This window comes from Stygiolobus caldivivus (genome assembly GCF_019704315.1).
GTDB classification, from domain to species: Archaea; Thermoproteota; Thermoprotei_A; order Sulfolobales; family Sulfolobaceae; genus Stygiolobus; species Stygiolobus caldivivus.
Genome location: NZ_AP024597.1, coordinates 1,587,334 through 1,610,503 on the forward strand (window position 1 = coordinate 1,587,334; position 23,170 = coordinate 1,610,503).

The 23,170-nt window shown below is 40.8% G+C and carries 29 protein-coding genes and 1 tRNA gene; 12 read left to right on the forward strand and 18 right to left on the reverse strand.

Annotation, left to right across the window (positions count from 1 at the left end):
- Positions 1-11 precede the first annotated feature (11 nt).
- Together KN1_RS07315 and KN1_RS07320 are read left to right on the forward strand one after the other, a co-directional pair.
- Positions 12-293, forward strand: a complete 282-nt coding sequence (locus KN1_RS07315; protein WP_221286682.1) for a winged helix-turn-helix domain-containing protein — start codon at positions 12-14, stop codon at positions 291-293.
- Between the two features lie 3 nt (positions 294-296).
- Positions 297-851: a hypothetical protein gene (locus KN1_RS07320; RefSeq protein WP_221286684.1), complete on the forward strand. Its 555-nt coding sequence runs from the start codon at positions 297-299 to the stop codon at positions 849-851.
- Positions 852-863: 12 nt separating this feature from the next.
- On the opposite strand, the gene lrs14 is transcribed toward KN1_RS07320, so the two are convergent.
- Together lrs14 and KN1_RS07330 are read right to left on the reverse strand one after the other, a co-directional pair.
- Positions 864-1,196: an Lrs14 family HTH-type transcriptional regulator gene (gene lrs14 / locus KN1_RS07325; RefSeq protein ID WP_221286685.1), complete on the reverse strand. Its 333-nt coding sequence runs from the start codon at positions 1,194-1,196 to the stop codon at positions 864-866.
- Positions 1,197-1,239: 43 nt separating this feature from the next.
- Positions 1,240-1,842, reverse strand: a complete 603-nt coding sequence (locus KN1_RS07330) for an SAM-dependent methyltransferase (RefSeq protein ID WP_221286686.1) — start codon at positions 1,840-1,842, stop codon at positions 1,240-1,242.
- Between the two features lie 14 nt (positions 1,843-1,856).
- Between KN1_RS07330 and KN1_RS07335 the strand changes: the two genes are divergently transcribed.
- Positions 1,857-2,237 (forward strand): GIY-YIG nuclease family protein, encoded by a 381-nt coding sequence (locus KN1_RS07335; protein ID WP_221286687.1) that lies wholly within the window; start codon positions 1,857-1,859, stop codon positions 2,235-2,237.
- Here KN1_RS07335 and KN1_RS07340 read toward each other — a convergent pair.
- Positions 2,174-2,797 (reverse strand): hypothetical protein, encoded by a 624-nt coding sequence (locus KN1_RS07340; protein ID WP_221286688.1) that lies wholly within the window; start codon positions 2,795-2,797, stop codon positions 2,174-2,176. The genes KN1_RS07335 and KN1_RS07340 overlap by 64 nt on opposite strands.
- On the opposite strand from KN1_RS07340, the gene KN1_RS07345 reads away from it, so the two are divergent.
- Together KN1_RS07345 and KN1_RS07350 are read left to right on the forward strand one after the other, a co-directional pair.
- Positions 2,781-3,245 carry a PaaI family thioesterase gene (locus KN1_RS07345; protein WP_221286689.1) on the forward strand — a complete coding sequence of 155 codons (465 nt, stop codon included), beginning with the start codon at positions 2,781-2,783 and terminating at the stop codon, positions 3,243-3,245. The genes KN1_RS07340 and KN1_RS07345 overlap by 17 nt on opposite strands.
- Positions 3,242-4,492 (forward strand): phytoene desaturase family protein, encoded by a 1,251-nt coding sequence (locus KN1_RS07350; RefSeq protein ID WP_221286690.1) that lies wholly within the window; start codon positions 3,242-3,244, stop codon positions 4,490-4,492. Before KN1_RS07345 ends, KN1_RS07350 begins: the two co-directional genes overlap by 4 nt.
- On the opposite strand, the gene KN1_RS07355 is transcribed toward KN1_RS07350, so the two are convergent.
- Positions 4,461-5,225 (reverse strand): tetratricopeptide repeat protein, encoded by a 765-nt coding sequence (locus KN1_RS07355; RefSeq protein WP_221286691.1) that lies wholly within the window; start codon positions 5,223-5,225, stop codon positions 4,461-4,463. The genes KN1_RS07350 and KN1_RS07355 overlap by 32 nt on opposite strands.
- 106 nt (positions 5,226-5,331) lie before the next feature.
- Between KN1_RS07355 and KN1_RS07360 the strand changes: the two genes are divergently transcribed.
- A complete protein-coding gene (locus KN1_RS07360; protein ID WP_225905618.1) occupies positions 5,332-5,688 on the forward strand; it encodes a hypothetical protein in 357 nt (118 codons plus the stop codon).
- Positions 5,689-6,641: 953 nt separating this feature from the next.
- On the opposite strand, the gene KN1_RS07365 is transcribed toward KN1_RS07360, so the two are convergent.
- Both KN1_RS07365 and KN1_RS07370 read right to left on the reverse strand, forming a co-directional pair.
- Positions 6,642-7,271, reverse strand: coding sequence for a hypothetical protein (locus tag KN1_RS07365; RefSeq protein ID WP_221286693.1), 630 nt, complete (start codon positions 7,269-7,271; stop codon positions 6,642-6,644).
- 48 nt (positions 7,272-7,319) lie between these two features.
- Positions 7,320-8,489: an FAD-dependent oxidoreductase gene (locus tag KN1_RS07370; protein WP_221286695.1), complete on the reverse strand. Its 1,170-nt coding sequence runs from the start codon at positions 8,487-8,489 to the stop codon at positions 7,320-7,322.
- Between the two features lie 477 nt (positions 8,490-8,966).
- On the opposite strand from KN1_RS07370, the gene KN1_RS07375 reads away from it, so the two are divergent.
- A complete protein-coding gene (locus KN1_RS07375; RefSeq protein ID WP_221286696.1) occupies positions 8,967-9,167 on the forward strand; it encodes a hypothetical protein in 201 nt (66 codons plus the stop codon).
- On the opposite strand, the gene KN1_RS07380 is transcribed toward KN1_RS07375, so the two are convergent.
- From KN1_RS07380 to thrS, 3 genes are read right to left on the reverse strand one after another with little or no spacing between them, the layout of a single operon-like run.
- The gene (locus tag KN1_RS07380; protein WP_221286697.1) at positions 9,157-9,846 is read right to left on the reverse strand and encodes a nucleotidyltransferase family protein; all 690 of its coding nucleotides are present in this window, start codon (positions 9,844-9,846) and stop codon (positions 9,157-9,159) included. The two genes, KN1_RS07375 and KN1_RS07380, sit on opposite strands and share 11 nt — an antisense overlap.
- 31 nt (positions 9,847-9,877) lie before the next feature.
- Positions 9,878-10,345: a methylated-DNA--[protein]-cysteine S-methyltransferase gene (locus KN1_RS07385; protein WP_221286700.1), complete on the reverse strand. Its 468-nt coding sequence runs from the start codon at positions 10,343-10,345 to the stop codon at positions 9,878-9,880.
- Positions 10,342-11,970, reverse strand: a complete 1,629-nt coding sequence (gene thrS / locus KN1_RS07390; RefSeq protein ID WP_221286702.1) for a threonine--tRNA ligase — start codon at positions 11,968-11,970, stop codon at positions 10,342-10,344. Before thrS ends, KN1_RS07385 begins: the two co-directional genes overlap by 4 nt.
- A gap of 37 nt (positions 11,971-12,007) precedes the next feature.
- On the opposite strand from thrS, the gene KN1_RS07395 reads away from it, so the two are divergent.
- The 4 genes from KN1_RS07395 to sucD are packed head-to-tail and all read left to right on the forward strand — an operon-like array spanning position 12,008 to position 15,522.
- The gene (locus tag KN1_RS07395) at positions 12,008-12,973 is read left to right on the forward strand and encodes a UDP-N-acetylglucosamine--N-acetylmuramyl-(pentapeptide) pyrophosphoryl-undecaprenol N-acetylglucosamine transferase (protein ID WP_221286704.1); all 966 of its coding nucleotides are present in this window, start codon (positions 12,008-12,010) and stop codon (positions 12,971-12,973) included.
- Positions 12,973-13,683 (forward strand): endonuclease III domain-containing protein, encoded by a 711-nt coding sequence (locus KN1_RS07400; RefSeq protein WP_221286706.1) that lies wholly within the window; start codon positions 12,973-12,975, stop codon positions 13,681-13,683. Before KN1_RS07395 ends, KN1_RS07400 begins: the two co-directional genes overlap by 1 nt.
- Complete coding sequence (locus tag KN1_RS07405; protein WP_221286708.1) at positions 13,670-14,683, forward strand: succinate--CoA ligase subunit beta; 1,014 nt, start codon at positions 13,670-13,672, stop codon at positions 14,681-14,683. Before KN1_RS07400 ends, KN1_RS07405 begins: the two co-directional genes overlap by 14 nt.
- Positions 14,684-14,712: 29 nt before the next feature.
- The gene (gene sucD, locus KN1_RS07410; protein ID WP_258712650.1) at positions 14,713-15,522 is read left to right on the forward strand and encodes a succinate--CoA ligase subunit alpha; all 810 of its coding nucleotides are present in this window, start codon (positions 14,713-14,715) and stop codon (positions 15,520-15,522) included.
- Here the strand turns inward: sucD and KN1_RS07415 are convergent.
- Together KN1_RS07415 and KN1_RS07420 are read right to left on the reverse strand one after the other, a co-directional pair.
- Positions 15,488-16,555 carry a hypothetical protein gene (locus KN1_RS07415; RefSeq protein ID WP_221286712.1) on the reverse strand — a complete coding sequence of 356 codons (1,068 nt, stop codon included), beginning with the start codon at positions 16,553-16,555 and terminating at the stop codon, positions 15,488-15,490. The two genes, sucD and KN1_RS07415, sit on opposite strands and share 35 nt — an antisense overlap.
- A gap of 327 nt (positions 16,556-16,882) precedes the next feature.
- Positions 16,883-16,974: transfer RNA gene (locus KN1_RS07420), tRNA-Ile, on the reverse strand.
- A 159-nt stretch (positions 16,975-17,133) separates the two neighbouring features.
- Here KN1_RS07420 and KN1_RS07425 point away from each other — a divergent pair.
- Entirely contained in the window at positions 17,134-19,413 is a 2,280-nt protein-coding gene (locus KN1_RS07425; protein WP_221286715.1) for an STT3 domain-containing protein, read from the forward strand.
- 177 nt (positions 19,414-19,590) lie between these two features.
- Here the strand turns inward: KN1_RS07425 and KN1_RS07430 are convergent, their stop codons facing one another.
- From KN1_RS07430 to KN1_RS07460, 7 genes are read right to left on the reverse strand one after another with little or no spacing between them, the layout of a single operon-like run.
- Positions 19,591-19,761: an RNA-protein complex protein Nop10 gene (locus KN1_RS07430; RefSeq protein WP_221286717.1), complete on the reverse strand. Its 171-nt coding sequence runs from the start codon at positions 19,759-19,761 to the stop codon at positions 19,591-19,593.
- Complete coding sequence (locus tag KN1_RS07435; protein ID WP_221286718.1) at positions 19,758-20,549, reverse strand: translation initiation factor IF-2 subunit alpha; 792 nt, start codon at positions 20,547-20,549, stop codon at positions 19,758-19,760. Before KN1_RS07435 ends, KN1_RS07430 begins: the two co-directional genes overlap by 4 nt.
- 2 nt (positions 20,550-20,551) lie before the next feature.
- The gene (locus KN1_RS07440; protein ID WP_221286720.1) at positions 20,552-20,752 is read right to left on the reverse strand and encodes a 30S ribosomal protein S27e; all 201 of its coding nucleotides are present in this window, start codon (positions 20,750-20,752) and stop codon (positions 20,552-20,554) included.
- On the reverse strand, positions 20,749-21,036 hold the full coding sequence (locus KN1_RS07445; RefSeq protein WP_221286722.1) for a 50S ribosomal protein L44e: 288 nt from the start codon (positions 21,034-21,036) through the stop codon (positions 20,749-20,751). The genes KN1_RS07440 and KN1_RS07445 overlap by 4 nt, the downstream gene beginning before the upstream one ends.
- A 7-nt stretch (positions 21,037-21,043) precedes the next feature.
- Entirely contained in the window at positions 21,044-21,490 is a 447-nt protein-coding gene (gins15, locus tag KN1_RS07450) for a DNA replication protein Gins15 (RefSeq protein ID WP_221286724.1), read from the reverse strand.
- Positions 21,480-22,442 carry a DNA primase small subunit PriS gene (priS, locus tag KN1_RS07455; protein ID WP_221286726.1) on the reverse strand — a complete coding sequence of 321 codons (963 nt, stop codon included), beginning with the start codon at positions 22,440-22,442 and terminating at the stop codon, positions 21,480-21,482. Before priS ends, gins15 begins: the two co-directional genes overlap by 11 nt.
- On the reverse strand, positions 22,408-23,145 hold the full coding sequence (locus KN1_RS07460) for a DNA polymerase sliding clamp (RefSeq protein WP_221286728.1): 738 nt from the start codon (positions 23,143-23,145) through the stop codon (positions 22,408-22,410). The genes priS and KN1_RS07460 overlap by 35 nt, the downstream gene beginning before the upstream one ends.
- Between the last annotated feature and the right edge of the window lie 25 nt (positions 23,146-23,170).

Consider the following 23,170-nt stretch of genomic DNA (forward strand, 5'->3'; position numbering starts at 1 on the left):
CATATAATTGTATGAGGAGTAAAAGAGATCAACTTGAGATAATTAGCGATATTCTAGATCTCGTAGAGAAAGGGCACACTGCAAAATCAGCTCTGATGAAAAATGCAAATTTAAGCTTTACTATACTAAAAAAGTACACCGACTATTTGATTAGCAAGGGATATTTAGAGGAGACTGATGCTGGATATAGAATAACTCCCGAAGGAGAGAAATTACTGGAGAAACTGAGAAGGGTTAGAGAACTAGAATTTAGATTAGCTGAGCTTATTAATGAGTTATCAGAAGAATTATAATGTATGAATATAATGGAATTATTGGCTTTTACAGTTGCTTTAGTATCTGCATTAAACGGTTTATTTCAATATATAGTCCTTAATTCTAAGATCAAAAATCTGGAAAAAGAATGGCCTAGAATAAAATCGTTATCATCACTATTATCATTTAAGAAGTTTTTAGATGTGGTTTCAGCCGAAGAGGCGCAAGATCTACTAGAAGAGTTAATGGTAGGGTTGAGGACCCAACCCACCCTAGATTTAATGTCTTCCTTCGTCGAGGAAAGGTTAACTAACCTAAAGGGTAACCTTAAAGCCCTTTTAGATACTTTAAATATTGTAGATGTAGTTAATACTTTCTACTCGAAGGTAAAACATTATTATTCTAATGGCATAATCCTTAATATAATTGCTTTGACTTCCCTTGTTCTAGTATTAGTACAACAGTTATCTTTATTGTTTTTAGGTCTAAGTTTGGGTTTTGAAATAGATTCTATACTCTTCTTATTCTACACAATCTATTATATTGAAAAAATTGAAAAAGTCAAGAATACTTTAAAGAAATATGTAAATAGTTAGTGAAATATTTCTTTAAAAATTTGTCATACTAGATTGTATTTTCCTTGAGCACTCTCCTAAGTCATGTCTTAACTTCTCCATATAATTGCTGATTACCTCGTAATAGTACTTTGGTCTACCTATTTTCTTTTCGTCACCTTTCTCCCTGACCACTAAACCTATGTCAATCAGCTTCTTTAGGCTGTTCTCAACAGTGGTCTTACTCATCCTAAGTAGCGCTGAGAGTTCTTCAGATGTAATAGGCTTACCTATTTCTATAAGCTTAAACAGACAATCTATATCGGTATCGGATATCTTATAACAGCATCGTATTACTTCTTTACTTGTTTTTAGTTTCTCGCTCATTGTTATAATTACCTATTTTTTCCTTAATAAAAATTTATCAAGTTTATACTGAATTTTCTACAATTTCAAATTGTTTTACATTATCAAAAATTACATTACATTCTTTCAATCCTTTAGTTATATAGGAAAGCAACTTAGGATAGATATAAGGTTTTCCGTCAAAGAGAACATAAGCATAGGGCAATTCTATCTCACTGACTACTCCTCTATAGTTACAAATAATTTTAGGCATGAAAGTATACTCCACAACGCTTTTTCCTTCGAGGAGTTCTTTAACTAGGAGTGCCGTATTATCAATAGTGAACTGGTCTTTTCCCAAGTTCCTCCTTCTCGAGGGTGGGAAATTACCAGAAAGCAATTTCTTAGTCCTACCCTTAGGGGGATGGTCACCGAGTATACCACCTATAATGACCGCGTCTGATTCTTCTAGGTCTTTCCTGCTTAACTTTTCCTCGGCAAAGGGGTCTAGAATAATTACCCGTGACGGGTCAAAAACTTGGTCGAAACTCTTTTCCGTGCTCGGAATACCAGGTAGTTTAACCCTGGTCACCATAAGTGTATCATTCAAAAAGGAATAGGAACTTTCATATTCGTATAATAGCCACTCCGACAGTTGCGGCTCTAAATGTTCAATAACTACTTTCACGTAATTAGATTAAAATGAAAGGATATATCGCTTTCCTACGTTGCAGAGGAGGAGAAGTAAGGACTAAAGCTAAAGCCTTTCATATCGAGGACGGCTTTTATGCTTATGTAGGTTCCTGCGGGAAAAATTGTGCTAAGAGGGTCTCTAGGCATATGAAGAGAGAAAAGAGTAAAAAACACTGGCACATTGATTACTTAACATCTGAGCTATGTGAAGTTACAGCTGTACTCGTATTAAACAGGGGAGAAAAGGAGATAGTTAATTATATGTTCAAAAGGGGGTACCATCACGTTAAAGGTTTCGGGTCTTCTGATGATAATACTTTCCCTTCTCATTTATTTAAGATCGACATGATCTCCCTCTTAAGTTCAATTAGTTCACTACTTAAGTGGTGATATTTTATCATTAACTTATCTAATTCGGAGTACCAAAATATACCGTGGCGGTAAAACTGAAAGAATACGTGCTTTTTATCGGAGGAAGTTACTACCTTGACCAGTTTGGTGTCCCGCCCAAAAGGTTCTGTGAATATAAACTCTAACTTCTCCCTATCCAGAAGCGGTAAAACGTCCTTTCCCCTTATTGTTTTTACATCTATCTTGCCCCTCCTTTTACCGGTCTGACACAGCCCTTCGTAATTTCCTGAGGTATATACGGTACTGCTTACCCACGTATACAAGTAACCAATGTCAACAAAGTTGAACACTTTCTCTTCGCTTTTGTAGTAAGCCCTGATCCTACCGTCACTGAGTTTAAGACTTAGTTTATCTTTTATTTCGTCGTCATACCACCTTACTTCCGCCCTGTCCCCCTCATATCTCCCGATAATTATGAAGTTCCCCGTCTTACCCTCTGTTAGGCGGTACCAAGTATTAAGGGAAAAGACACCGCAAAAACTGACCGAAACTTTTTGTAACGAAAGGAGGATAATATTTTGTATGACCGACGAGAGCATACGGAGTTATAATCGGATTGAGATAGTAAAATCTTTTGACCCAGAAAAAGTTAACACGATCTTGTCGAGGGAAAAACTGTTTAGCTACCTAGGACTAAAGGTCATTAAGATCGAAAAGGGCTATGTAGAGACCTCCCTTGAGTATTCCGAAAACGTGTTAAGAATAGGAGGAGTGCTCCACGGGGGTGCAATAATGACTACCATCGACTACACTGGAGGGTTAGCTACTATGACAGTAAATGACGGAGAAGACCAAGTTACGCAGGAGCTTAAAATAAACTTCTTAGAGCCTATGAGCAACGGACCTTTTAGGTGTGTCGCGAAAGTAGTAAGGGCAGGGAGGACCGCGGTAGTGGTAGAAGTAGACTTCTTTGATAAGGACGGGGTGTTAGGTGCAAAGGCGCTCGGGACTTGGTATATATTAAGGGGGAGAAGGGTAGCGAAATGAAGGTAATCGTAGTCGGTGGAGGACATAACGGGTTAACTGTAGCCTCACTTTTAGCCGAGAAAGGGTTTAAAGTAACGGTATTTGAAGCCAGAGAAAAACTCGGAGGAATGACCGATACTGTAGAGGTCAATGGGGTAAAACTGAGCAGGGCTTCATACGTACTGGGCTTAATGCCAGACTTCCTCGTAAAGAAGTTTGGTATACCCGTAATAAAGGGTGACGTGTTTCAGACTTTTTATGTTAACGGTAAGGTAATACCATTCTGGAGGGACAAAGAAAAGAGGATAAAGGAACTAGTCAGGGCTGGAGAGAAGAAATACCCTGAGTTCGAGGAGAAACTGTTAAAGTTCAAGGATTTACTCTACAAAAAATTTATGTTCGTTTCCAGACCTCCAACAAAAGACGAAATAAGGGAAGAGGCGGAGAAACTCGGTTTAGGGGAGTTCGTTGATTCCCATGCTAAAAAACTTCTCTCTGAATATATATCTGAAGAATACCATTACTTCTTTATCTACCCCGGGATGGAAAGGACTTCGGCTTACGTAATTGCTTACTTTTTCTCTCCAGATTGGGCACTTGTTGAAGGGGGTATGGGGAGGGTAGCCGAAAAAGTAGTTGAGTTCGGTAAAAGGTACGGTGTCGAATATAGGGTGAACTCCAAGGTAGAGCGTATTATAGTTAAAGGTGAAGAAGTAAAGGGGGTGATAGTAAACGGTAAGGAATATAACGCAGACGCCGTAGTCCTCGCTACAAGCCCGCTCGTCTTTCCCGACTTAACTAAGGTAAAAGTGAACTTACCAATAGCCAGATGGAAGAAGTATAATATCATATTAAGGGACTTCCCTAGGATACCGGAGCCGTTGAGGGGTTACGAGTACTCTTTATTAGATACAGAGGCAGGTGAGGTCATAATACCATCCGTACTTGACAAGTCAAGAGGAGGCGTAGTCTTAGAGACTATGGGAGACCTCGATGAAGTTAAGGAAATCTTTAAGATAAGGGATGAGGACATAGTCTATGTAGATAAAATAAACGGAGAGGTTAGCCAGGCTCTTTATAATTTACCTTTTGGTAACCTCAACCATTTACCTATGACCGACGAATTCCTATTTGAGAAGAGATCTGGATATAAAACTCAATACACTAACTTATACTTATGCAGTGCAGGGACGTATCCTGGCGGTCAAGTCACGGGAATACCTGCATATAATGTTGCTAACTTGATCCTGAGTTCTTCATCTGGTTAACGCTCTCAATGTCCTTCATTGCTTCATCTTCTTTACCCATTTTCATGTATGCTTTCGCTCTCCTATAATACGCTTTAACTAACTGGGGTTTAACTTCTAAAGCTCTAGAATAGAACTTAATTGCTTCTTCTATCTTACCTTTACTCTCCAATATTACACCCTTACTGTAATAGAGCTCAGCGTAATACGGGTTTAGTGAGATTGCTATATTTACGTCGTCTTCCGGATCCATGTTTAGCTCCTGCTTAGTTAAAGCCCTATAGTAGAAGAGTTCAGCGTCGTACGGATAGTACTCAATTGCAAGGCTTAACTCCCTTAACGCCTCATAGTAGTCCCCAGTGTGATAGTCCACGATCCCTTTAGCCTTAAGGAATATTGGTGAGTTATCGTCTAAATTAGTTAGTTCTTCCTTAGCCTTTTCGTACTCCTCTAACTTGATGTAAGCTAATGCCCGGATTAACCTCGCTTCCTTTTCGTTGAGGTCTGTCAACTGTTGGATAGCGTCCCTATACAAGCCGTGCTGTAAGTATATCTTGGCTACTTCTATCTTATTACCTGCTTTCAGGAAGGCATCTAGGGCTTCATTATCCTTACCCATTTCTTTCAGGATCTTACCTAGGAGGTTATAAGCTTCTTGTGAGGGGTTTTTTTCCACGACCTCTTGGATTTTTCTCAACGCGTAATTAAGGTTACCTTGTTTATACGCATTTAATGCGTCTTGGATCTCGCTCATCAATTTAAATATTATTGTGAATAAGCTAAATATCTAATTATTCCCAGTTCATGGTTCTTTATGTAGACCTACTCTTTTTAACCACTTTATATCCAAGAATTAGAGCATGGAGCCTTTCTATTTTAAGTCATACGACAAAATAGTAGGCGTAGCACATAACGAGAAGGAGTTAGAGAGCGAGATAATGAGGATAGGTGCAGTAGACCCGGCATGCGTGAACTGGCATTTGGAGCAAGGGCATATAGTGTCTTGGTTAAAGTACATAGGTAACAATACCCTCGCAGAGATGTTAAAGGGAGTGAAGGACTATAGAGAAGCACTGGCTAGGATTAGGGATTATGTAGTTATGAGGGATACTAAATTTGAGGCACCTAAGTACGAAAAACCAAAGAGACTAGAAACCAAGCAAGAACCTCAAAGAAAACCTGAGTTTAGTAGGCAAAGAATTAGAGGAAGGTTCTGACTAAACTGTAAACACCTCGTGATCTAATACCATACTAATCTTTTTTTTACAAAATGGGGGTTAATGAGTATAAAGCCTCGAGAAGGGGATGAACAACAACCCTCCCCGTTTATTCAGCCTTTTACCTAAATATCCTTAAGTGATGTTAATAACGTTCTTCTACAGATCAGCTAAGGCTCACGGAACTGAGGGAGGAAAATCTACAGCCTCCTCTTCCACGGAATCTAGAGGCGTCCTAACCCTCAGTTCTCCAGAACGTAGAGGAAAGCCAAATTTACAATCTGTGTATGAGCTGACTTCTTCACCACTTTAAAGGACATTAGTTTCCCCATCGGTTTGGGGTTATATTTGGGGGCAGCCAAAAGGCCCAGAGAACCCCTCTCTCATAGGTTCGTAATAGCAATAACGTCGCGGTGATTTTCTTATCTGCATTAACAGTTATTCTACTTTAACGTAACTTCTTCAAGATCGTTATCACAAATTATACCTCCTAAACCTACTTCAACGAATTATGAAAACTCCTCCGCGCTCTCCAAGATGTCAAGCTCCCCAATGCTGAGTTAGCCCTCAGCAGTCCTTAAACTCCTTTTACCACTTCATATTTTTCAATAAAACCACCGTGAATCTAAAAACTATATCAGCAATACCAGATGTTTCGTATTACATAGGAAAAAACAGAATAACTAATAAATCATTTTTCGTTATAATTATGGTCAAGTGTAGGGGTTTAGCCCTCAATTATAAGTAAATGACGGGACCTCTTTGGGCTTAACAGTACGAGGTTCACATGTCCCTAATAGCTCTTTTAGGCACAGCCCACACCAAAACGAGGGGGCGTTTGGACTAGAAACGTAAAATAAACAAACAAAATAAGAAACACGGGAAAAAGGATTCACGGCATAATAACGGTATTATAAAATTTTTCTATTTCATAATGAGAGGTACATGTAAATTTAAACCTTTACGATAAGGAAATTAAAAGCTAAGAACCCGAGAAAGAAGATAGGCAGGAATAAGTCACTCAGACCTATGAATACTTCATTAAACCATAATGTTCCCAAGCTGAAAAGAAGTGCAGATAATACAAACTTCATATGAGGTAACCTTATCCTTGCGATCTGTGACTTTAAAAGATAAGTAAGTATCATAACAATTACTGACGCAGAGATGGCACCTAAGAGTGAGGACATATAATCTTGGTCAATCAGGGCTAAAATCACTAATGCAGCTTCTAATGCTTCCACCGCGGATATCGTAAATACTACTACCACTCCTTCTTTTTTCTCGTCGTCTTTTGACACCTTCTTAGTCCTCTTAAAATACCTCCTTGCACTGCGTAGTAGCCTATATCCGAAGTAAAATAATATAATACTAGACGCGATAAGTACATACTTCAAGGGTAATAGGTAAATAAATTGACCCAAAGTAAAAGTCGGAACCAAGACCACCAAAACTCCTAAAACCGCATAAAGGAACGGAGTATTATTTTTATATATACCGTGGTATATCGACGCGACAGCACCTGCTTCCGAAAGTTCTAATAGTGAAATCCCAAAGGAAGCTAAGAAAATAGCTATATTCATTGCGATAGACCATTTAAGGGAATAAATAAAAAATTGACCCTTTTTAGTTTAATCGCTCTTATACCCAAATAACCTAGATAGGTAGGCTTGCTCCCAGTTATCCTTCTGGATTGTATAGTCCCTCTTTAGCTGAGGGTCTTTAGACGCAGCTGGAGGTTGCTTGGTTAAGTCCAACTGGAACTGAAGGCTTAATGTCTCTAGTTTACCCTCTAAATTACCTAAATATGCCCAACCTACAAATGCGTACTGCACTGGGACTTTTTCACTTACCCCTTCCATCTCAAGTATCTTATTAGCAGCGAACTGTGAGCTTTCGAATGCTATTTCTTGGTTCTTAGGGAAGGGTAGTTTAGCAACATCTCCCACGGCTAAGACATCATCGTACTTAGGGTTCCTCAAATCCTGGGGAGACCTAACTTCCGCAAAAGGTGACCCTAACCCAGCTTCCTCTACAAACTTAGGTGCTCTGTTAGGCTCTAACATTGCGAGAATAGTATAATCGTATTTCTCCCCGCTTTTTGTCACTACATAATTCTCGCCGATCTCAACGATTTCTTGGTTAGTCACCAATTGGATTCCAGCTTTTTCATATGTCTGTTTAACAATATCAGCAATTACTGGGGGTTGTGTCTTATCGTTCGCGTCTATATGGATGATCTTAAACTTACCTCTGACCCCTCTGTGTGAGAGTACAGTATGTGCTAGCATCGTCGTTTCAGTAGGGGCGGGTGCACACCTATAAGGTGCTTTTGGCGCATACACTACCACTGTACCGCTCTCTGCTGTCCATAACCTCTGCTTTAATACGTTAACTCTTCCAGGGTCATACACTGTAGTGTTTTTCCACCAGAATTTTTCGTAACCGTTGATTGAGGAGCCATCGAATATTATCCCAGGGGCTAAAACTAAGTAGTCATAATCTAACTCCTTTTTTGAATTAAAAGTAGTATCTGATAAGTACACTTTTCTATTAGCGGGATCAATCTTGTAAACATTACCGACTACTATCTTAATTCCATTCTTCCCTACTTCTTCGTACCCCCTGATTATTCTACTGTATTTCTGTTCCCCGGTGAGAATTAATGGCCTACTAGGACCAGAAATGTAATAGTCGTCTTTGTTTATTACAGTAATCTCAGCGTTCTTTAATTTCTGGGATAATGTCGTTGCTACTCCCATTCCTCCTATTCCGCCACCAACAATTACGATCCTTTTCATATTATAACCGTGTTTTTTTCAGTTTAATTAAATTTACAATAATTGTTACTCCGAGTTAACTATTTTAAGCTAGAGACGATCTATTTACGGGACATCATTTTACATAAAATCCTTACGTCTCCATGTTTTCACTCGTCAGGTTTAGACTATTACATACTCCACGATTAGGAGTTGGCAGCTCTTGATAACGTGAAAGTAAGTATAGTATGCATGAAAATGTTTAGTTTATCTACTGCCATTGTTTTCAATAAACGCTAACGGAATTTTATACCCGGACAGCCAATAAAGAGCAACAGTACCGTTAATGTAGAGCTAAAAAATTTACTAAACAAGAGAATAAGACCTTACCCTTTAGTCCCTGACAAAGTATACTAGTCATCAAAAGATGATTTAGGAAAAGAGATTTAGACCCTCAAACTATAAGTGAAAGATCAGTTTCATAATACTCTTACCCCCTTTTTAAAGGGATAAAGAATTATGAACGAGCAAGATGCAGTAAAAATTGCAAAAGTAATATTGGAAATAGTAAAGTACAACTTGCCTGTTGACTGTGAAGAGGACATAGAAATTCTAAGCAAAAAGCTATTAAGCGATTTGAGGGACTTAGGCTTGGTAAAGACTTTAGAAAAATGGTTGAGGGAGGAGGACGAGGACTTAGGCTTCACAGTCAGTCCTTAAACACTTCGCTAATTTCCACGTTAGCCTCTTCATAGTCCTTTAAGGTGTCTATAGACCTCCAGTATACATCGTTGAAAGTAATACCTTTAAGTAAGCCTTTTTGTGCAAGTAAGGGAAACGTCTCTTTTTCAATATCTCCCTTTTCAGGCAAATACTCAAATACCTCAGAGTTCATGCGATATATTCCGGCGTTTATCCAATAGTCCTTAAGCACGGGCTTCTCAACGAACTGAGTAATATTGCCTTCATTATCGACTTTAACGATACCGAACGGGCTACGTAGGGGGACGAGTGATATTATAGCTATAGATTTCTGGTCCTCGAGTTTTGATAAATCTAAGTTGGTCAGTATATCTCCGTTAAGTACGAAAAACTTTTCATTCGGAGAAATAAAACCTTGTAGTCTCTTTATCGCACCACCAGTACCAAGTGGCTGGTCTTCAGTAAGTATCGCTATTGGTACGCCGAGTTTCTCTTGGTTCTTAGAAACCCAATCAATAAGTACCTCTTTCTTATAACCAGCTAGTATAAACACTGAGGTGACCCCGAATTTCTTTAACCACCTAATCTGCCATTCTAGGATTGGCTTACCGGCTATCTCAATTAGCGGTTTGGGTCTCTCATCGGTTAAGGGCCTTAACCTTTTTCCAAAACCACCTGCTAAAATTACAGCCTTCATTAAAAAATAACGTGAAATATAGATTATAAGGTTATTTGTCTTCTTCAGTTAGTTTAATCCCTTCTAATTCTAGTAGTTTCCTCTTTATTTCCACTCCCCTCGAGTACCCACCTATACTCTTTTCTGCGACAACCCTATGACAAGGAATGATCAATAAGACGGGGTTTTTCGATAAGGCTACACCCACAGCCCTCGGAGAAGTCTTAAGATTTTCCGCTAGTTCTTTATAAGTCTTGACATGGCCCCACTTTATCTTCCTCGTCTCATTAAATACCCTCCTCCTGAAACTGTTGACCATGACGTCTATTGGCTCTGACGAAAAGTCGACTTCCTTACCTTCAAAGTACTTATCTAATTTATAGAAGAAATCAGTAAAAAAGGAGTTATCCAACAGCTCTTTTTCTGCACAGTCGCAAAAATCTAGCATTGAAAAACCTTTTTCAGTCCTCACAACGGTTATCGTGCCTAACGGGCTCTTGTAAACACCATAGACTATCATTTGAGTTTACTTATTGTACTGTTCTGACTCAAATCTCTATTCTTTATTTCCTCCATTAAGGCTGATAGGAAGGAGTCTAACTTAACATTACGCACTTCTACATTACCCCTAGCCCTGACTGTAATCTCCCCCTTCTCCATCTCCTTCTTACCCACTATGACTATATAAGGGATACCTTCATCATAGGCTCTCTTAATCCTCTTGGACAAAGTTTCTTCTCCAGTGTCAATATCGGCTCTAAAGTTCTTCTCCCTCAGCTTAAACAGTATTTGATTTGCATACTCGTCAACATCTTCAGTTATAGGCAACACCCTTACCTGAATCGGAGAGATCCAAGTAGGTAATTTTCCTCTAAAGTGCTCTAGGATGATAGCCATAAACCTGTCAATAGAACCGTAAATAGCCCTATGAACCATAACCGGTCTCTTCTTGCTACCGTCCTTATCAACGTACTCTAGCTTAAACCTCTCGGGAAGGTTAAAGTCCACTTGGATAGTCGATAACTGCCACCACCTAGAGAGGCTATCCCTAATGTCAAAGTCGATTTTAGGACCGTAGAATGCACCCTCCTTTTCCTTTACTACGTAACTTACGTTAAGTTCCTTTAGAGCCGTAACTAATGCCTCTGTAGCCTTATCCCACTGTTCATCAGTCCCAATACTGTCATCTGGTCTAGTGCTTAAGTTAATCCTCACGTCGTCTCCCTTAAACCCGAATGTAGCTAGTACATCTAGCGTCTTCCTTATTAACATCTTTAATTCGTCTTTTAACTGGTCATCACGGAGGAATATGTGCCCGTCATCTTGTGTGAACCCCCTCACCCTCAAAAGCCCGTAGAGCTCGCCCTTCTTCTCCCACCTGTATACGTGACCGAACTCCGAAAACCTAATCGGTAGGTCACGGTAACTCCTCGTCTTGCTCTTATAAATGAGGATGTGGGCTGGACAATTCATAGGTTTAATCCCTAGTTCTTCGTCTTCTACATTAAAAAGTAGCATTTTGTCCTTATAGTGATCATAATGGCCACTTATCTTCCACAAAATAGACCTATATACATGAGAAGTGTAAACTTCCTTATAGCCCATGCTGTTATTTATCTCTTCCATATACCTTATCAGCTCTTTTCTTATTGTTTGCCCGTTCGGGTGGAATAGGACTACACCGGGGGCTGCTTCGTCTGGGAAGCTGAACAAGTCGAGCCTTTCTCCTATTACCCTATGGTCGTACTCAGACACTTTCTCTAGCCAATTAAGATAGTCCTTTAACTGCTCTTCTTTCTCGAACCCCACTCCCCTTATCCTTACGTACTGTAGTTCCGGGGTAGGGTGGTGCACCGACACATTGAGTATTTCAAAATACTGGGGCTCAACTGGTGCAGGCTCACCACCATTAACCTTTATTTTGATACCGTTGTATACTACCTCACCGTCTTTTAGCTCATAAGAAAACTTATTATACTTAGCAAACTTTTTCGCTTCTTCTAAAGTTATAGTAGACTGCGACTCTACATCAACGTAAAAGTCCCTCTCTCCTAACCCTACCTCGACTGGCTTCAGACCGGCTTGTGCGAGGTTAAGCGCATATATTACGCCCGCTTTAAGCCATACACTTTTGTACTCTTCCATGATAGCCATTTTATCCCGAAGAAAATAAAATAGTTTAATGCAATATAGTGACGTACTTGTTATCGCTAGCGGAGGTGGGCACACCGGTTTTGCAAGGGCCATAGCCCAATACTTTCCTTCAAAACTGGATTTTGTAATCCCGGAAGGCGATAAAAACAGCGAAGAAGTACTGAGGGAATTTTCAAACAGAATTTACTACGTAAAAAAGGGAAAAGAGCCGAACCAGTCAAATATAAACTTGGCATTTAACATACCTGAAATCGTCTTTCAGAGCATAAAAGTAAAAAAGTATAAGGTCGTGATAGCGACTGGCTCTAACCATTCACTGATCCCCTCATTTGTACTTAGACTAAAAGGGAGTAGGCTGTTTTTAATCGAAAGCCAAGATAGAATAGTGACTAGGGGGAAAACAGTAAACATCTTATCACACTTTTCTGAAAACGTCTTCCTGCATTGGGAAGAACAGAAGAAGCTTTACCCTAAAAAAGGGCTGGTTGTAGGGCCTGTGGTGGAGAAGCCCAAATATGTACCAAAAGACGAGGGGTTCGTCTTAGTTACTGCCGGGACAATGGGGTTTAAGAGGCTATTCGACGTAGTAACACGCTTAGACCTAGGAAAAAATATCGTGTTACAGACCGGTAAGGTAGACCCTGAGCCTTATATCAAGAGGGGGATTAGGGCTTTTTCCTTCGATCGAGACTTGGAAAGGTTCATCAGTGGTGCTTCGCTGGTAATTACACACCAAGGCAAGACAGCTATGGAAGCCACTGTGATGTATAAAAAACCGACTATTATTGTTTATAATAACGACTGGAAGTATGCTGCAACCAAAGAAGATTCGGTCCAATACGCGAAAATACTTGGTGCTACCTTCCTCAATGACCCGTCTGAGTGGGGTTCGTCAGAAGAGATCGAAAGAGCGATTAAAAGTGTGAGCCAACCCAAAAGCTATAACATAGGTACACCTAATTTAGTAAAGAGGGTATTGGAGGAAATTAAGTGATGAGACGAGCGCTAGCAGAAGAGGTGAAGAGGTCACTGCGTACTGATTTTATACGTATTTTTAAGGAAAACGAGAGGGTCCTCAGAGAAGCAGGTTGGATTGTTACCGACGAAAAGTCCCCTAGGTGGTGGGACGGAGTTGAGAGTATAGACGAGCTCCTTATCTCATCAATACTAGTGCAAATGACAAAGTGGGAGACGGTAAAGAGGATCCTCCAAAAAATGAGGGAAAAGGGGGTTAACAGCCTCGAGAGGCTAGCCGAATTAAGCGAAGAAGAGATCGGAGAATTGATAAGACAAGCTAATTTCTACAAAACGAAGGCAAAAAGGCTGAAAAGTTTAGCGAGTTTAGCTTCCAGCATTGGCGTTGAAAAACTCGTTAAGGACGAGGGGATGTTAAAGGAAATCGAAGGTATAGGAGATGAGACGGCAGAAGCGATACTATTGTTCGCTGGAAACGTACCGGTCTTTCCCCGCTCTAATTACGCAAAAAAGGTATTAAGTAGAGTTCTGGGAATAGAGCTAAGTAAGGAAGAAGCTAAAGAACTTATTGAGGAATTATTTGGAAAAGACTTGTTCAACCTGAAACTAGTCCACGCCGGTATTGTTACGGTGGGGAAACTTTATTGCTTTTCTAAGCCAAAATGTAATAGTTGCGTATTTAAAGAATTGTGCAAATATTATACTGTGAGCCGGAATGAAACTGTATGAATATGAGGGAAAAGAGCTTTTCAAACTCGTCGGGATACCCGTCCCCCGTGGCACGGTGACAGAAGAGCCTATTAAATGGGACGGAAAAGCCGTTGTTAAATCGCAACTCCTTGAAGGGGGAAGAGGAAAGAGAGGGCTTGTCAAGGTCACTGATGACGTTTACAGCACGATAGAAGAACTCAAAAAAGCCGGCGTGAAAAAATTTCTCGTTGAAGAGTATATACCTCACAATAGAGAACTTTATATCTCAGCACTTATAGACCGTGAGACAGCTGAGCCAATTATAGTCGCGTCCCCTGAGGGAGGGATAGACGTTGAAAGGGCCACAAACGTTAAAGTTTTTCATGTCCCACTGGAGAGGGGCCTAAGGGACTTTGACGTAATACAGATAGAGAAATATTTAGACGTTAAGGGGTTGAAGGGAGTAGTTCAAGGACTTTACAGAATAGTTACAGAATACGAAGCAGAACTAGCTGAGATTAACCCGTTGGCTGTTAAAGATGACGGTGTAATAGCACTTGATTCAAAAGTCATCCTGGAAGATAACGCATTGTTCAGGCACCAAGACCTTTTACAAAAACTCGGGAGGAGTTATGAAAAACCCGAATCTTTCGTTGAACTAGACGGCGATATAGGGATTATAGGTAACGGTGCAGGGTTGACTATGGCGACAATGGACATGGTAAAGCTCATGGGTGGTGAACCTGCAGATTTCCTCGATATAGGAGGCGGGGCTGGAAGCGACAAAGTAGAAGAGTCTATAATTAAGCTAGCTAGAAACCCCAAGGTAAAAAAGATAGTAATGAACATCTACTGCGGTATAACCAGATGCGACGAAGTGGCTCAAGGGATTATAAAAGCCCTAGAGAAAGTCAGGATACCTATATATGTAAGGTTAGTAGGTACTAATGAAGAAGAGGGAAGAAAGATATTATCGCAAAAGGGAATCTCCACTTATGAAGACCCCTTAACTTGCATAGGTGAGGCCCTACGCTCGTGAATAAAAACACAAGGGTTTTAGTCCAAGGTATCACCGGAAGGGAAGGGAGCTTCCACACTAAGCATATGCTGGATTACGGGACCAAGGTGGTAGCGGGCGTAACACCGGGGAAAGGAGGGTCAGAAGTACACGGTGTACCAGTTTATGACACCGTAGCAGACGCGTTAAAAGAACATGATATAGATGCAACTATAATTTTTGTCCCGGCTAGATTTGCTTCGGATGCTATATTTGAAGCAATAGATAACGGTATACCGCTTATAGTAGCAATTACCGAACACATACCGGTTCTAGATATGTTGAAAGTGAAAAGGTACGCTAAACTAAAAGGGAGTAGGATAATAGGGCCTAACTGCCCGGGTGTCATAGTCCCCGAAGAAATTAACTTAGGGATATACCCACCAAGGGCTTTCAGGAAAGGAAAAGTAGGTATTGTGTCTAGGTCAGGTACTCTAACTTATGAAATCGCTGAAGTGATAAAGAAAGAGTACGGACAGTCAACGGTAATAGGTATAGGTGGAGACCCCATAATCGGTACCTCATTAGATGAAGTTGTTGAGATGTTCGAAAAGGACCCTGAGACCGAAGAGGTAGTAATTGTAGGGGAGATAGGCGGTACTATGGAAGAGAAAGTGGCAAAGATGAAAATGGAAGGTAGAATATCGAAGAAGATAGTCGCGTATATAGCGGGAATGACTGCACCGAAAGAAAAGAGAATGGGTCATGCAGGGGCTGTAGTTTATATGGGTATGGGGACTTTCGAAAGTAAGATGAAAGCGTTCAAAGAAGCTGGAATCCCAGTAGCTACGACGCCCTACGATGTCTTAAAACTGCTATAACTAACACAGCGATAATTGCCACTACAGCCGGTATGATATAGTATATTAAATGGTTAGACTCAAGTTGCTGTAATGGGGAGTCCATATTAATCACTTGATAGCTGACTAACGGGTTTTGCTGGTCATCAAGCGTTAACGATATGTTTCCACCATTAGGCACAAATATGACAAAGTATTTCCCGATAGTTACGGCCATGTAGGGGTTAGACGTGTTTTCATATATCGCTGTATAATATACTCCAAACGGGTTTATTGTCTGGTTCATATAGAAATAGTAATTCTTCCCGTCTACCGTTATTTGTCCTAGGGGCTCTGTGATAGGGAAGCCGGATAAAGGCAGTATTATTGTAGCATACCCGTTGGCGTTTATATTTATAGAAGTATAAGAGAAACTCTTGTTATTGATTTCATGGGTTACGGATGATGCCGTTATAGTGCTCTTTGAGGACACGACGTAGACCGCCTTAGTTAGGGTAGAGGTTTGGTTTACCCTAAGGTGTAATAGGACTTGGTATAGCGTCTCTGAGGACGTCAGGTTGGGGAGAGGTTTCACGTCAGTTAGGTTTATGGAAATATTGTCGAAACTAGTAGCACTTGAATACGGTAAGTAGTTTTGGGCATAACCTTGGATTGGAAAACCGTACTGGGCAGACACAATAAGGTATGAGTTACCTCTGTAGAACTTTATTGCCGGTATTTCTTCTCCTTTAACATCCGCTGTGGTCGTTGTAAAATTCGTAAAGTATAAGATAAACTCCTCGGGTCCGTATTTATCGGGATAAAACAGAGAGTAATAAGTGGGCATTAACGATGAGGCAGAATATGGCTGTACTTGTGGTTTTATTGGAGCACCTTGATACTGTGTAGAAACATTACCTACAATGTTGACATTAATCCCAGTATCAAGCCATGTATACGTCATATTATAGTGATAAGATAGTATTTGACCGCCTCCAATATAATACCCTGACCACGTGTATGAGAATACCATGCCTTGGATCAGGAAGGCGTATAGTATGAATTTCACATCCATTACTACTATCCATCTTCCTTTATGATTAAAAATTAATCCACAAATTACGAGTGAGCGAAGAGAAGCCTTCTACCGCTTCTCCCTACACCTTATTTTACTTACTTTATGTCCAATCATGATCGAGTATAGGGCTCAGCCCTCAATTGTAGGTGGGCCTTGAAACTCCTTAGAGTACAACTGCGAGTGCACATATTTCCACAACTTTCACCTTTTTACGCATGGCCCGTACGGTATGAGGGTCACCTTCATCGTGAAGGGCGACGTGTATGAATATAAAAAGGTTTGTATTAACACGAAAATAGGATTCAGCTCAGTTCAGAATACATGTGGGCCCGGTGGGACTTGAACCCACGGCCTCCCGGTGCCTGATCACACCGGGAATATCAGCCGGGCGCTCTACCATGCTAAGCTACGGGCCCAGTTGTTATAATAGTGACAAACTATCATTTTTAAGACTTATTCTCATTCTTATCAGACCTTGAAAGCGTCTTCATAAATCAAGCCGCCCATCGCTCATCATCTTACTCTATTTATAATCTGGATTAAGCTTATATAACATACTGTGACTTATGAACTCAATGCAGTCTACAAAAGCTATTCCTAAACAGAAGTTTGACAAGTTTAAACTCCTTGATACGCTTGTAGTGACCGGGTTAGTAATCGTTTCAATAACCATAAGAATATTAAGTGCTACTGCATTCCCCCAATCAGTAAATGAGTTCGACCCTTGGTATTTGTTCTATAACGCACTTTTAATAGCTCAACAAGGAGGTAATTGGTACGCCGTACCTCCTGATGTCCATGCTTGGTTCCCTTGGGGATTTTTCATAGAATTAGGAGACACAATCGGACTGCCTTGGCTGGTAGCGCTCTTCTCAATGCCCTTCTATTCTCACTTCGGTGCTAACGCAGTATATACTGTAGCTATAGTATCAGATATAGTATTAGATGCCCTAGGAGTTGTGGCTGCTTTCCTGGCTGTAGACGCAATAACAGAAAACAGAGTGGGCGCGTATGTAGCTGCTGCAGTTATAGCCGTATCGCCCTCTCTAACCTATAAGAACTTACTCGGAGGACTGCCAAAAACTTCTTGGGGAGCTACATTTGTACTGTTCGCAATATACTTCATGACATTAGCGATAAAGAGAAAGAAACCAGTTTACGGCATCCCTGCCGGTGTAATGATATTCTTAGCAAACGTGACTTGGGGAGGTTATACGTATATAGACCTTAGCTTGGCAATTGCAGCATTTTTACTTGTACTACTGAATAAAAACGATGAAATAACGGCTAAGTCATTGACCCTGCTAGCTATAACTTCAGCTTTCCTGACCTCTCTTGCACCAAATAACATAGGTTTCATGTCAGGTGCTGCTCACGGGCTATCACTACTTATAATCCCGCTCTTCCTATACTTGGAGTTATACCTAAGAAAAGTATTACCTAAGGAAATAGTTGACTCTAAGAACGTAATAATAGGGGCTTTCATAGTGTTCATAATATCTCTAGGGATACTAGGGCTCGCTTCGATAGGTAAGAGCCCTATTCCCTCGAGGTATTATGCTATAGTTGACCCGTTCTTCCAGTTCTCAGTCCCCATTGATAGGACTGTAGCAGAATATATCCCCCAGCCAGTATCCGCGATGATTCAAGACTTCGGGATCTCTCTGTTCCTTTCAATCTTAGGGATATACTTTATACTGATCAAGAGGCAACAACTGCCTGGACTTTGGTTATTAGTACTAGGAGTAGCTAGTATATACGGTACTTCAGAACAGCCCTATTTGTTTAACTACACCGCATATGTAGCTGCTGCGTTAGCTGGAGTCGCAGTTTCAGAGATAGTAAGCAAATTTATGGAAAAGAAAATCAGATTAGTCCCTATCCTACTGCTAGCCATTGTAGGGGTATCATTACTCGCAGATGCCGGGATTGCTATTGAAGTTAGTTATGAACCACCCTCATTACTTAACTCTGCAACACCTTACCTTGTAGTAAACTATGCATGGACATCAGCACTGGACTGGATAAACCATAATACGCCCCACAATGCCTTTATAATGAGCTGGTGGGACTACGGGTATTGGATAGAGACAGTAGGGAATAGGAGTGTTATTGACGAGAACAACACACTTAACGGTACCCAGATAAAGCTAATGGCAGAGATGTTCCTGAATAACGAGACGTTTGCTGCAAACGTGTTAGAAAAGGACTTCCACCTCTATCCTTACGGTAGTCCTAATTACACGATCCCAGTATATATAGTAGCGTATGACGCAGCTACACTATACATAAACTCGACTGGGTTGACCACTTGGTTTATAGGCTACCCCTCTAACTTCCCCGGGACATTTATAGGCTACACTACTAGCCTAGGTGATATAGCTAAGGCGATGGGTGCAATGACTACGATAGCAGGGTATCCGATAAACGAATATATAAATATCTCTGCGATAAACTCCACTGTTTTTGACCTTGAGACTTCTGGCCTTCCGGAAGCACAGCAATTAGCACAGATAATCGCTAACTCCGAACCGATGGCTTGGACTCCTAAGGCATACCATTCACTAGTTGTTAATATGTTTATACAAGGGCTACAGTCACTAAATGAGGGGCCCGTAGCTGCACCTTTCAGTATACCGCTAAGTTCTGCTGTATCTGGTGTGTTGACGCCTTCCTATCTACCCAGAGTTAACATGCTATACTTTAAGCCCGTATATATCTCGCTATACCCGTTAGGTACAGTTCCAGCACCAGGTGGAGAAGCTGAGGTCTTTATCGTAGTACTAATATACCAGTTTGTTGAACCGTATGTAGTTATTCCTCCAACGGTAGTTGTTAATGGCACATCAAGTTAATATACACGTTATGAGTTTTTTCTACTAATCTTTACGTGAACCCAAATTCACCTTCATACTAACCCAAACCCTTCTTTAAGGACAGAATCCCGCTTTAGTAAACTATCTATCCCTTTCCCGCTCTATTCCTAATTTAAATAAAGGAAAACTTGACCAGAAAAGAAAAAAGATAGAAAACTAACAATTAATCTCTGTCCCTTTCTTTAACTCAATTCTGTATTTTACGTACTTATCTTCAGGTGAAAACCTGGGAGGAACTGGTATCAACGTCTTGTTACCGCAAACAGGGCAGTTTTCTTTCATGGTGTATACCTTGTCTTTGGGGCATTTCCTTAGCTTCCACTTCATTTCTTAACCACTGAGAACGTTACACCTTCTTGTTGGCTAATTTCTTTAATTGTATCTAATAACTCTTGTAAAGTGATAGACACACGCTTCGGGTCCGTCCCGGTCACGTCTACTCTGTACCTTGGAGCACCTATAGTGTAAATCCTTATTTCCTCCTCCTCATTTTCAAACTTCTTTACAGCGTCGCTAAAGACTTTTCTGATCTTTTCTACTCCATCAGGTGCCATCGACCTTACGGTAATTACTTCGCTTACCTTAACTTTCTTCTCTTCTATATGCTTGCCTATCTCCTCCATTAAGGGCTTGATCCAGACTTCGCTGACCCCTGCGTCCTTAAGTATGTGCTCGCCTTCTTTTACAGCCCTTATCATACTCTCGTATATGTCTCCGTACTTGTCTTCCAGCTTAAACGCCACTTCTTTCCAAGCTTCTTGCTCACTTTTACCTAATTTTTGTGATATAATTTCTAGAATCTTATCTACTTTTTGGAGTTTTTTCCACTGGAGGTTTTTCTTCCTCTTTTCGTCTTCAGTTACCTTTTTTAAGGATACGTCTATAGTCCCCTTCTTTCTGTCTATCCTGATAACTTTCACTACTATTTTTCTCCCTTCTTTAACCACATCCCTTATGTTCTTTACCCACCTACTGGAAATTTCACTCCAGGGTAAAAAGGCTTGTAAACCAGCATATTCGTCTAAGGTCACATAACTACCGTAATCAAAAACTTGTTTTACCGTTGCTACTAGTACTTCCCCGTCGGAGGGTATTTGCTTCCGGTTGTATATCATTTTCAACCAAGTATTCTTACTATATCTCCCTCTATTTTTGCTTTACCACCGGTCGGTATTATTAGCTGAGAGCCACAGGACAGACACCTTACCGGGAATGTAGAATGAGAAAATACCGTCTGTTCATTACCACAGTTCTTGCACTTTACCCTATAGAACTTACTTTTAGGCTCTGGTATTAGCACTCTGAACTTAGCCTTCATTTGACCACCTCTACGAGCTCAAGTTTCTTAACCCTTATCCCGTACTTCATGATAGTGTAACCGCACTTCTGGCATTTTAGCGTAAGTGTCTGTTTCTTGGTGACCTTAGCGTACCTCTTTTGCTCAGGTTTCCTCTTGCTACCGTAACCTAGATTCTTCCTGTCATACCTCCTTTGCCCCTCTGCCAAGGTCCTCCTCTTACCGCTCTTGTAGAGAGATACCGAGTGGTCTGTATGTGTCTTACACTTAGGGCAATATGTCCTGATAACTTTAGGGATTTTCATCTTCTCATCACTCTTTAACTTCTATTGGAGTAATATAATCAGTGGTTATTAAAGCTAAAACCTTATTTAAGGGTAGTATTACGACATCACCCGGCTCTAACTGGACGTCGTCCAATATGGCTTTCTTATTTACCAGACACAATACATTTCCCTTGTGAGTGTAATAATTACCAGTTAAGTACCCGACGTAGACCTTTTTCATAACATTAATAACTGACAAGACTTCCTTATCGAAACCCTTAGGTTCAATACCCTCAATCACTTTTTCAAGCCTCAACTCAAAGAGGGACTCTGCTAATTCTTCAAATACTTTTAACTCCTCATTGTGGAGTTCATCGTCGTACTTCCTCCTTAACCTGAGTAACGCTTGGACCAGTTTTTCTACCGTGTCCTGAGGGATGTCTACGACTTCATTATCTCTCTTAAGCTCGTTGCTCACTAACTCATCTAACATAAGCTTTGATCACTCCTAGTCCCTTTAAACTTAGATAAATACCTATAGGAGCCGATAACTTGACCATCGTGTCCTTTTTTAGCTCCACTTTTCCGTCAGGTAGGTTTAGGGAAGTGGTAACGTTTGAGAGAAAAGCTACGTAACCCTTAAAGGGGGAGAGTGACTCAATGTTAAATTCAAAGTTATCACCTTTAACTTCAAAGACCTTAAGTCCGGCTTTTCCGTTAATAGAGCCAGGGATCCTCACAAGCCTCTTAGTGTCTACAGTTACCTGAGAGTCTATTCTCACCCCTCTCATACCCTTGGCTAACCTCCCCGCCCACCCTGGGGCGTCCTGATTTCCTTGATATGGTGGAGAAGGGTCTGAGATATAATCCGCTATTTCTTTCCTATCATTTGAGTCCAACAATGCACAGTCCCCATGACACTCTACCCTTATGTGGAACCCCCTATTCCCAGAAAAGAATATTCTAGCTTCCATCCCAAAATCGTCCTTCAGGATATCCCTTATCAATAGTGCGTCTTGAAATACCTTGCCAATACACTCCCTAGTTAATTCCACATACTCTATAGAGTTTTCGCAGTTCATTAAGGCTTCCACCCCGTCGCAAAACCTCTTCACGTTTAATTCACAGATCTCGTCTGCGTCTAAGTCAAAAAGTAGGTCAGACCCCAGCCAGCCTTTCTCTTCCATGTTCTCAGCTTGAGGGAGCTGGTACCTTGCTGAGGAGTAATAAAGGTGTAATGGTACGTGTTCTCTAAGGAAAATCTTCAGTTCGTCTGGGTTTGTGAAGGATAGGTGCCTCGCGTAAGTTTCTGCGTTAAAAGGCTGGTAAGCGAATTCCCTTAATTCCATATCGTTAGGTAGTTCTAACTGAGCGGTTTCATAATACTCTCTAAATAGCGTCAAAAGTATTTTATTCAGCTCTGGGCGAGATGTAGAAATCCGCATACCCCCCTTGAGGCAAGTTATACCTTAATTTTAACGGTAACTGGGTACCGAACTCTATGTTAACTGTGTCCGAGGGCTTACGCATTTTCGTCGTATTAGCTATAAATTCTACACTATAAGTGCTCTCGGCGTCTGATCCCTCACTGTCCATAAGGCCTCCGTTATCTTTGGAAAGCTCTATAGATGCAGAAGCTAGGTCACCCTCGACAATTATGAGCAGTTTACCCTCTTCGCTCTTGAACTTCATGATATCACTGCCCGTCTCTTCTAACTCGTCCACCAAGTCTGCAAAGGTAGCCGTTAGCATTGTCGCCTTAAACGGGAATTCGAGTTTGATTTCGGGTATTTCTGCATCCGCCGAAGAGAAGACTGGTAGTGTAAATGTCCTCTCATATTCGCCGTCTAACTGGAATAATACTTTATCTTGTTCTATATCTATTGAGACTGAATCGTTCTTGGTCGCCGTATCGAGGATATTAGCGATGTCTTCCAATTTAACCCCTACTTTTGTCTCTCCTTCTATCTCGTAGGTCTCAAAATAGCCTGAGGGGATGAGGACGTCTATTAGGACAGTCCTAGAGGGGTCTATTCCCTTAATTTTAAGCCCGTCTTGGTCTAGCTGTAAAGTCGTCTCCTCCATAAATTCGGTTAACGTCTTAAATATGAACGAGAAGTTTACCGCGTCTACAACCTTGATCTTCATATCCTTATTCTTTCATAACAAAATT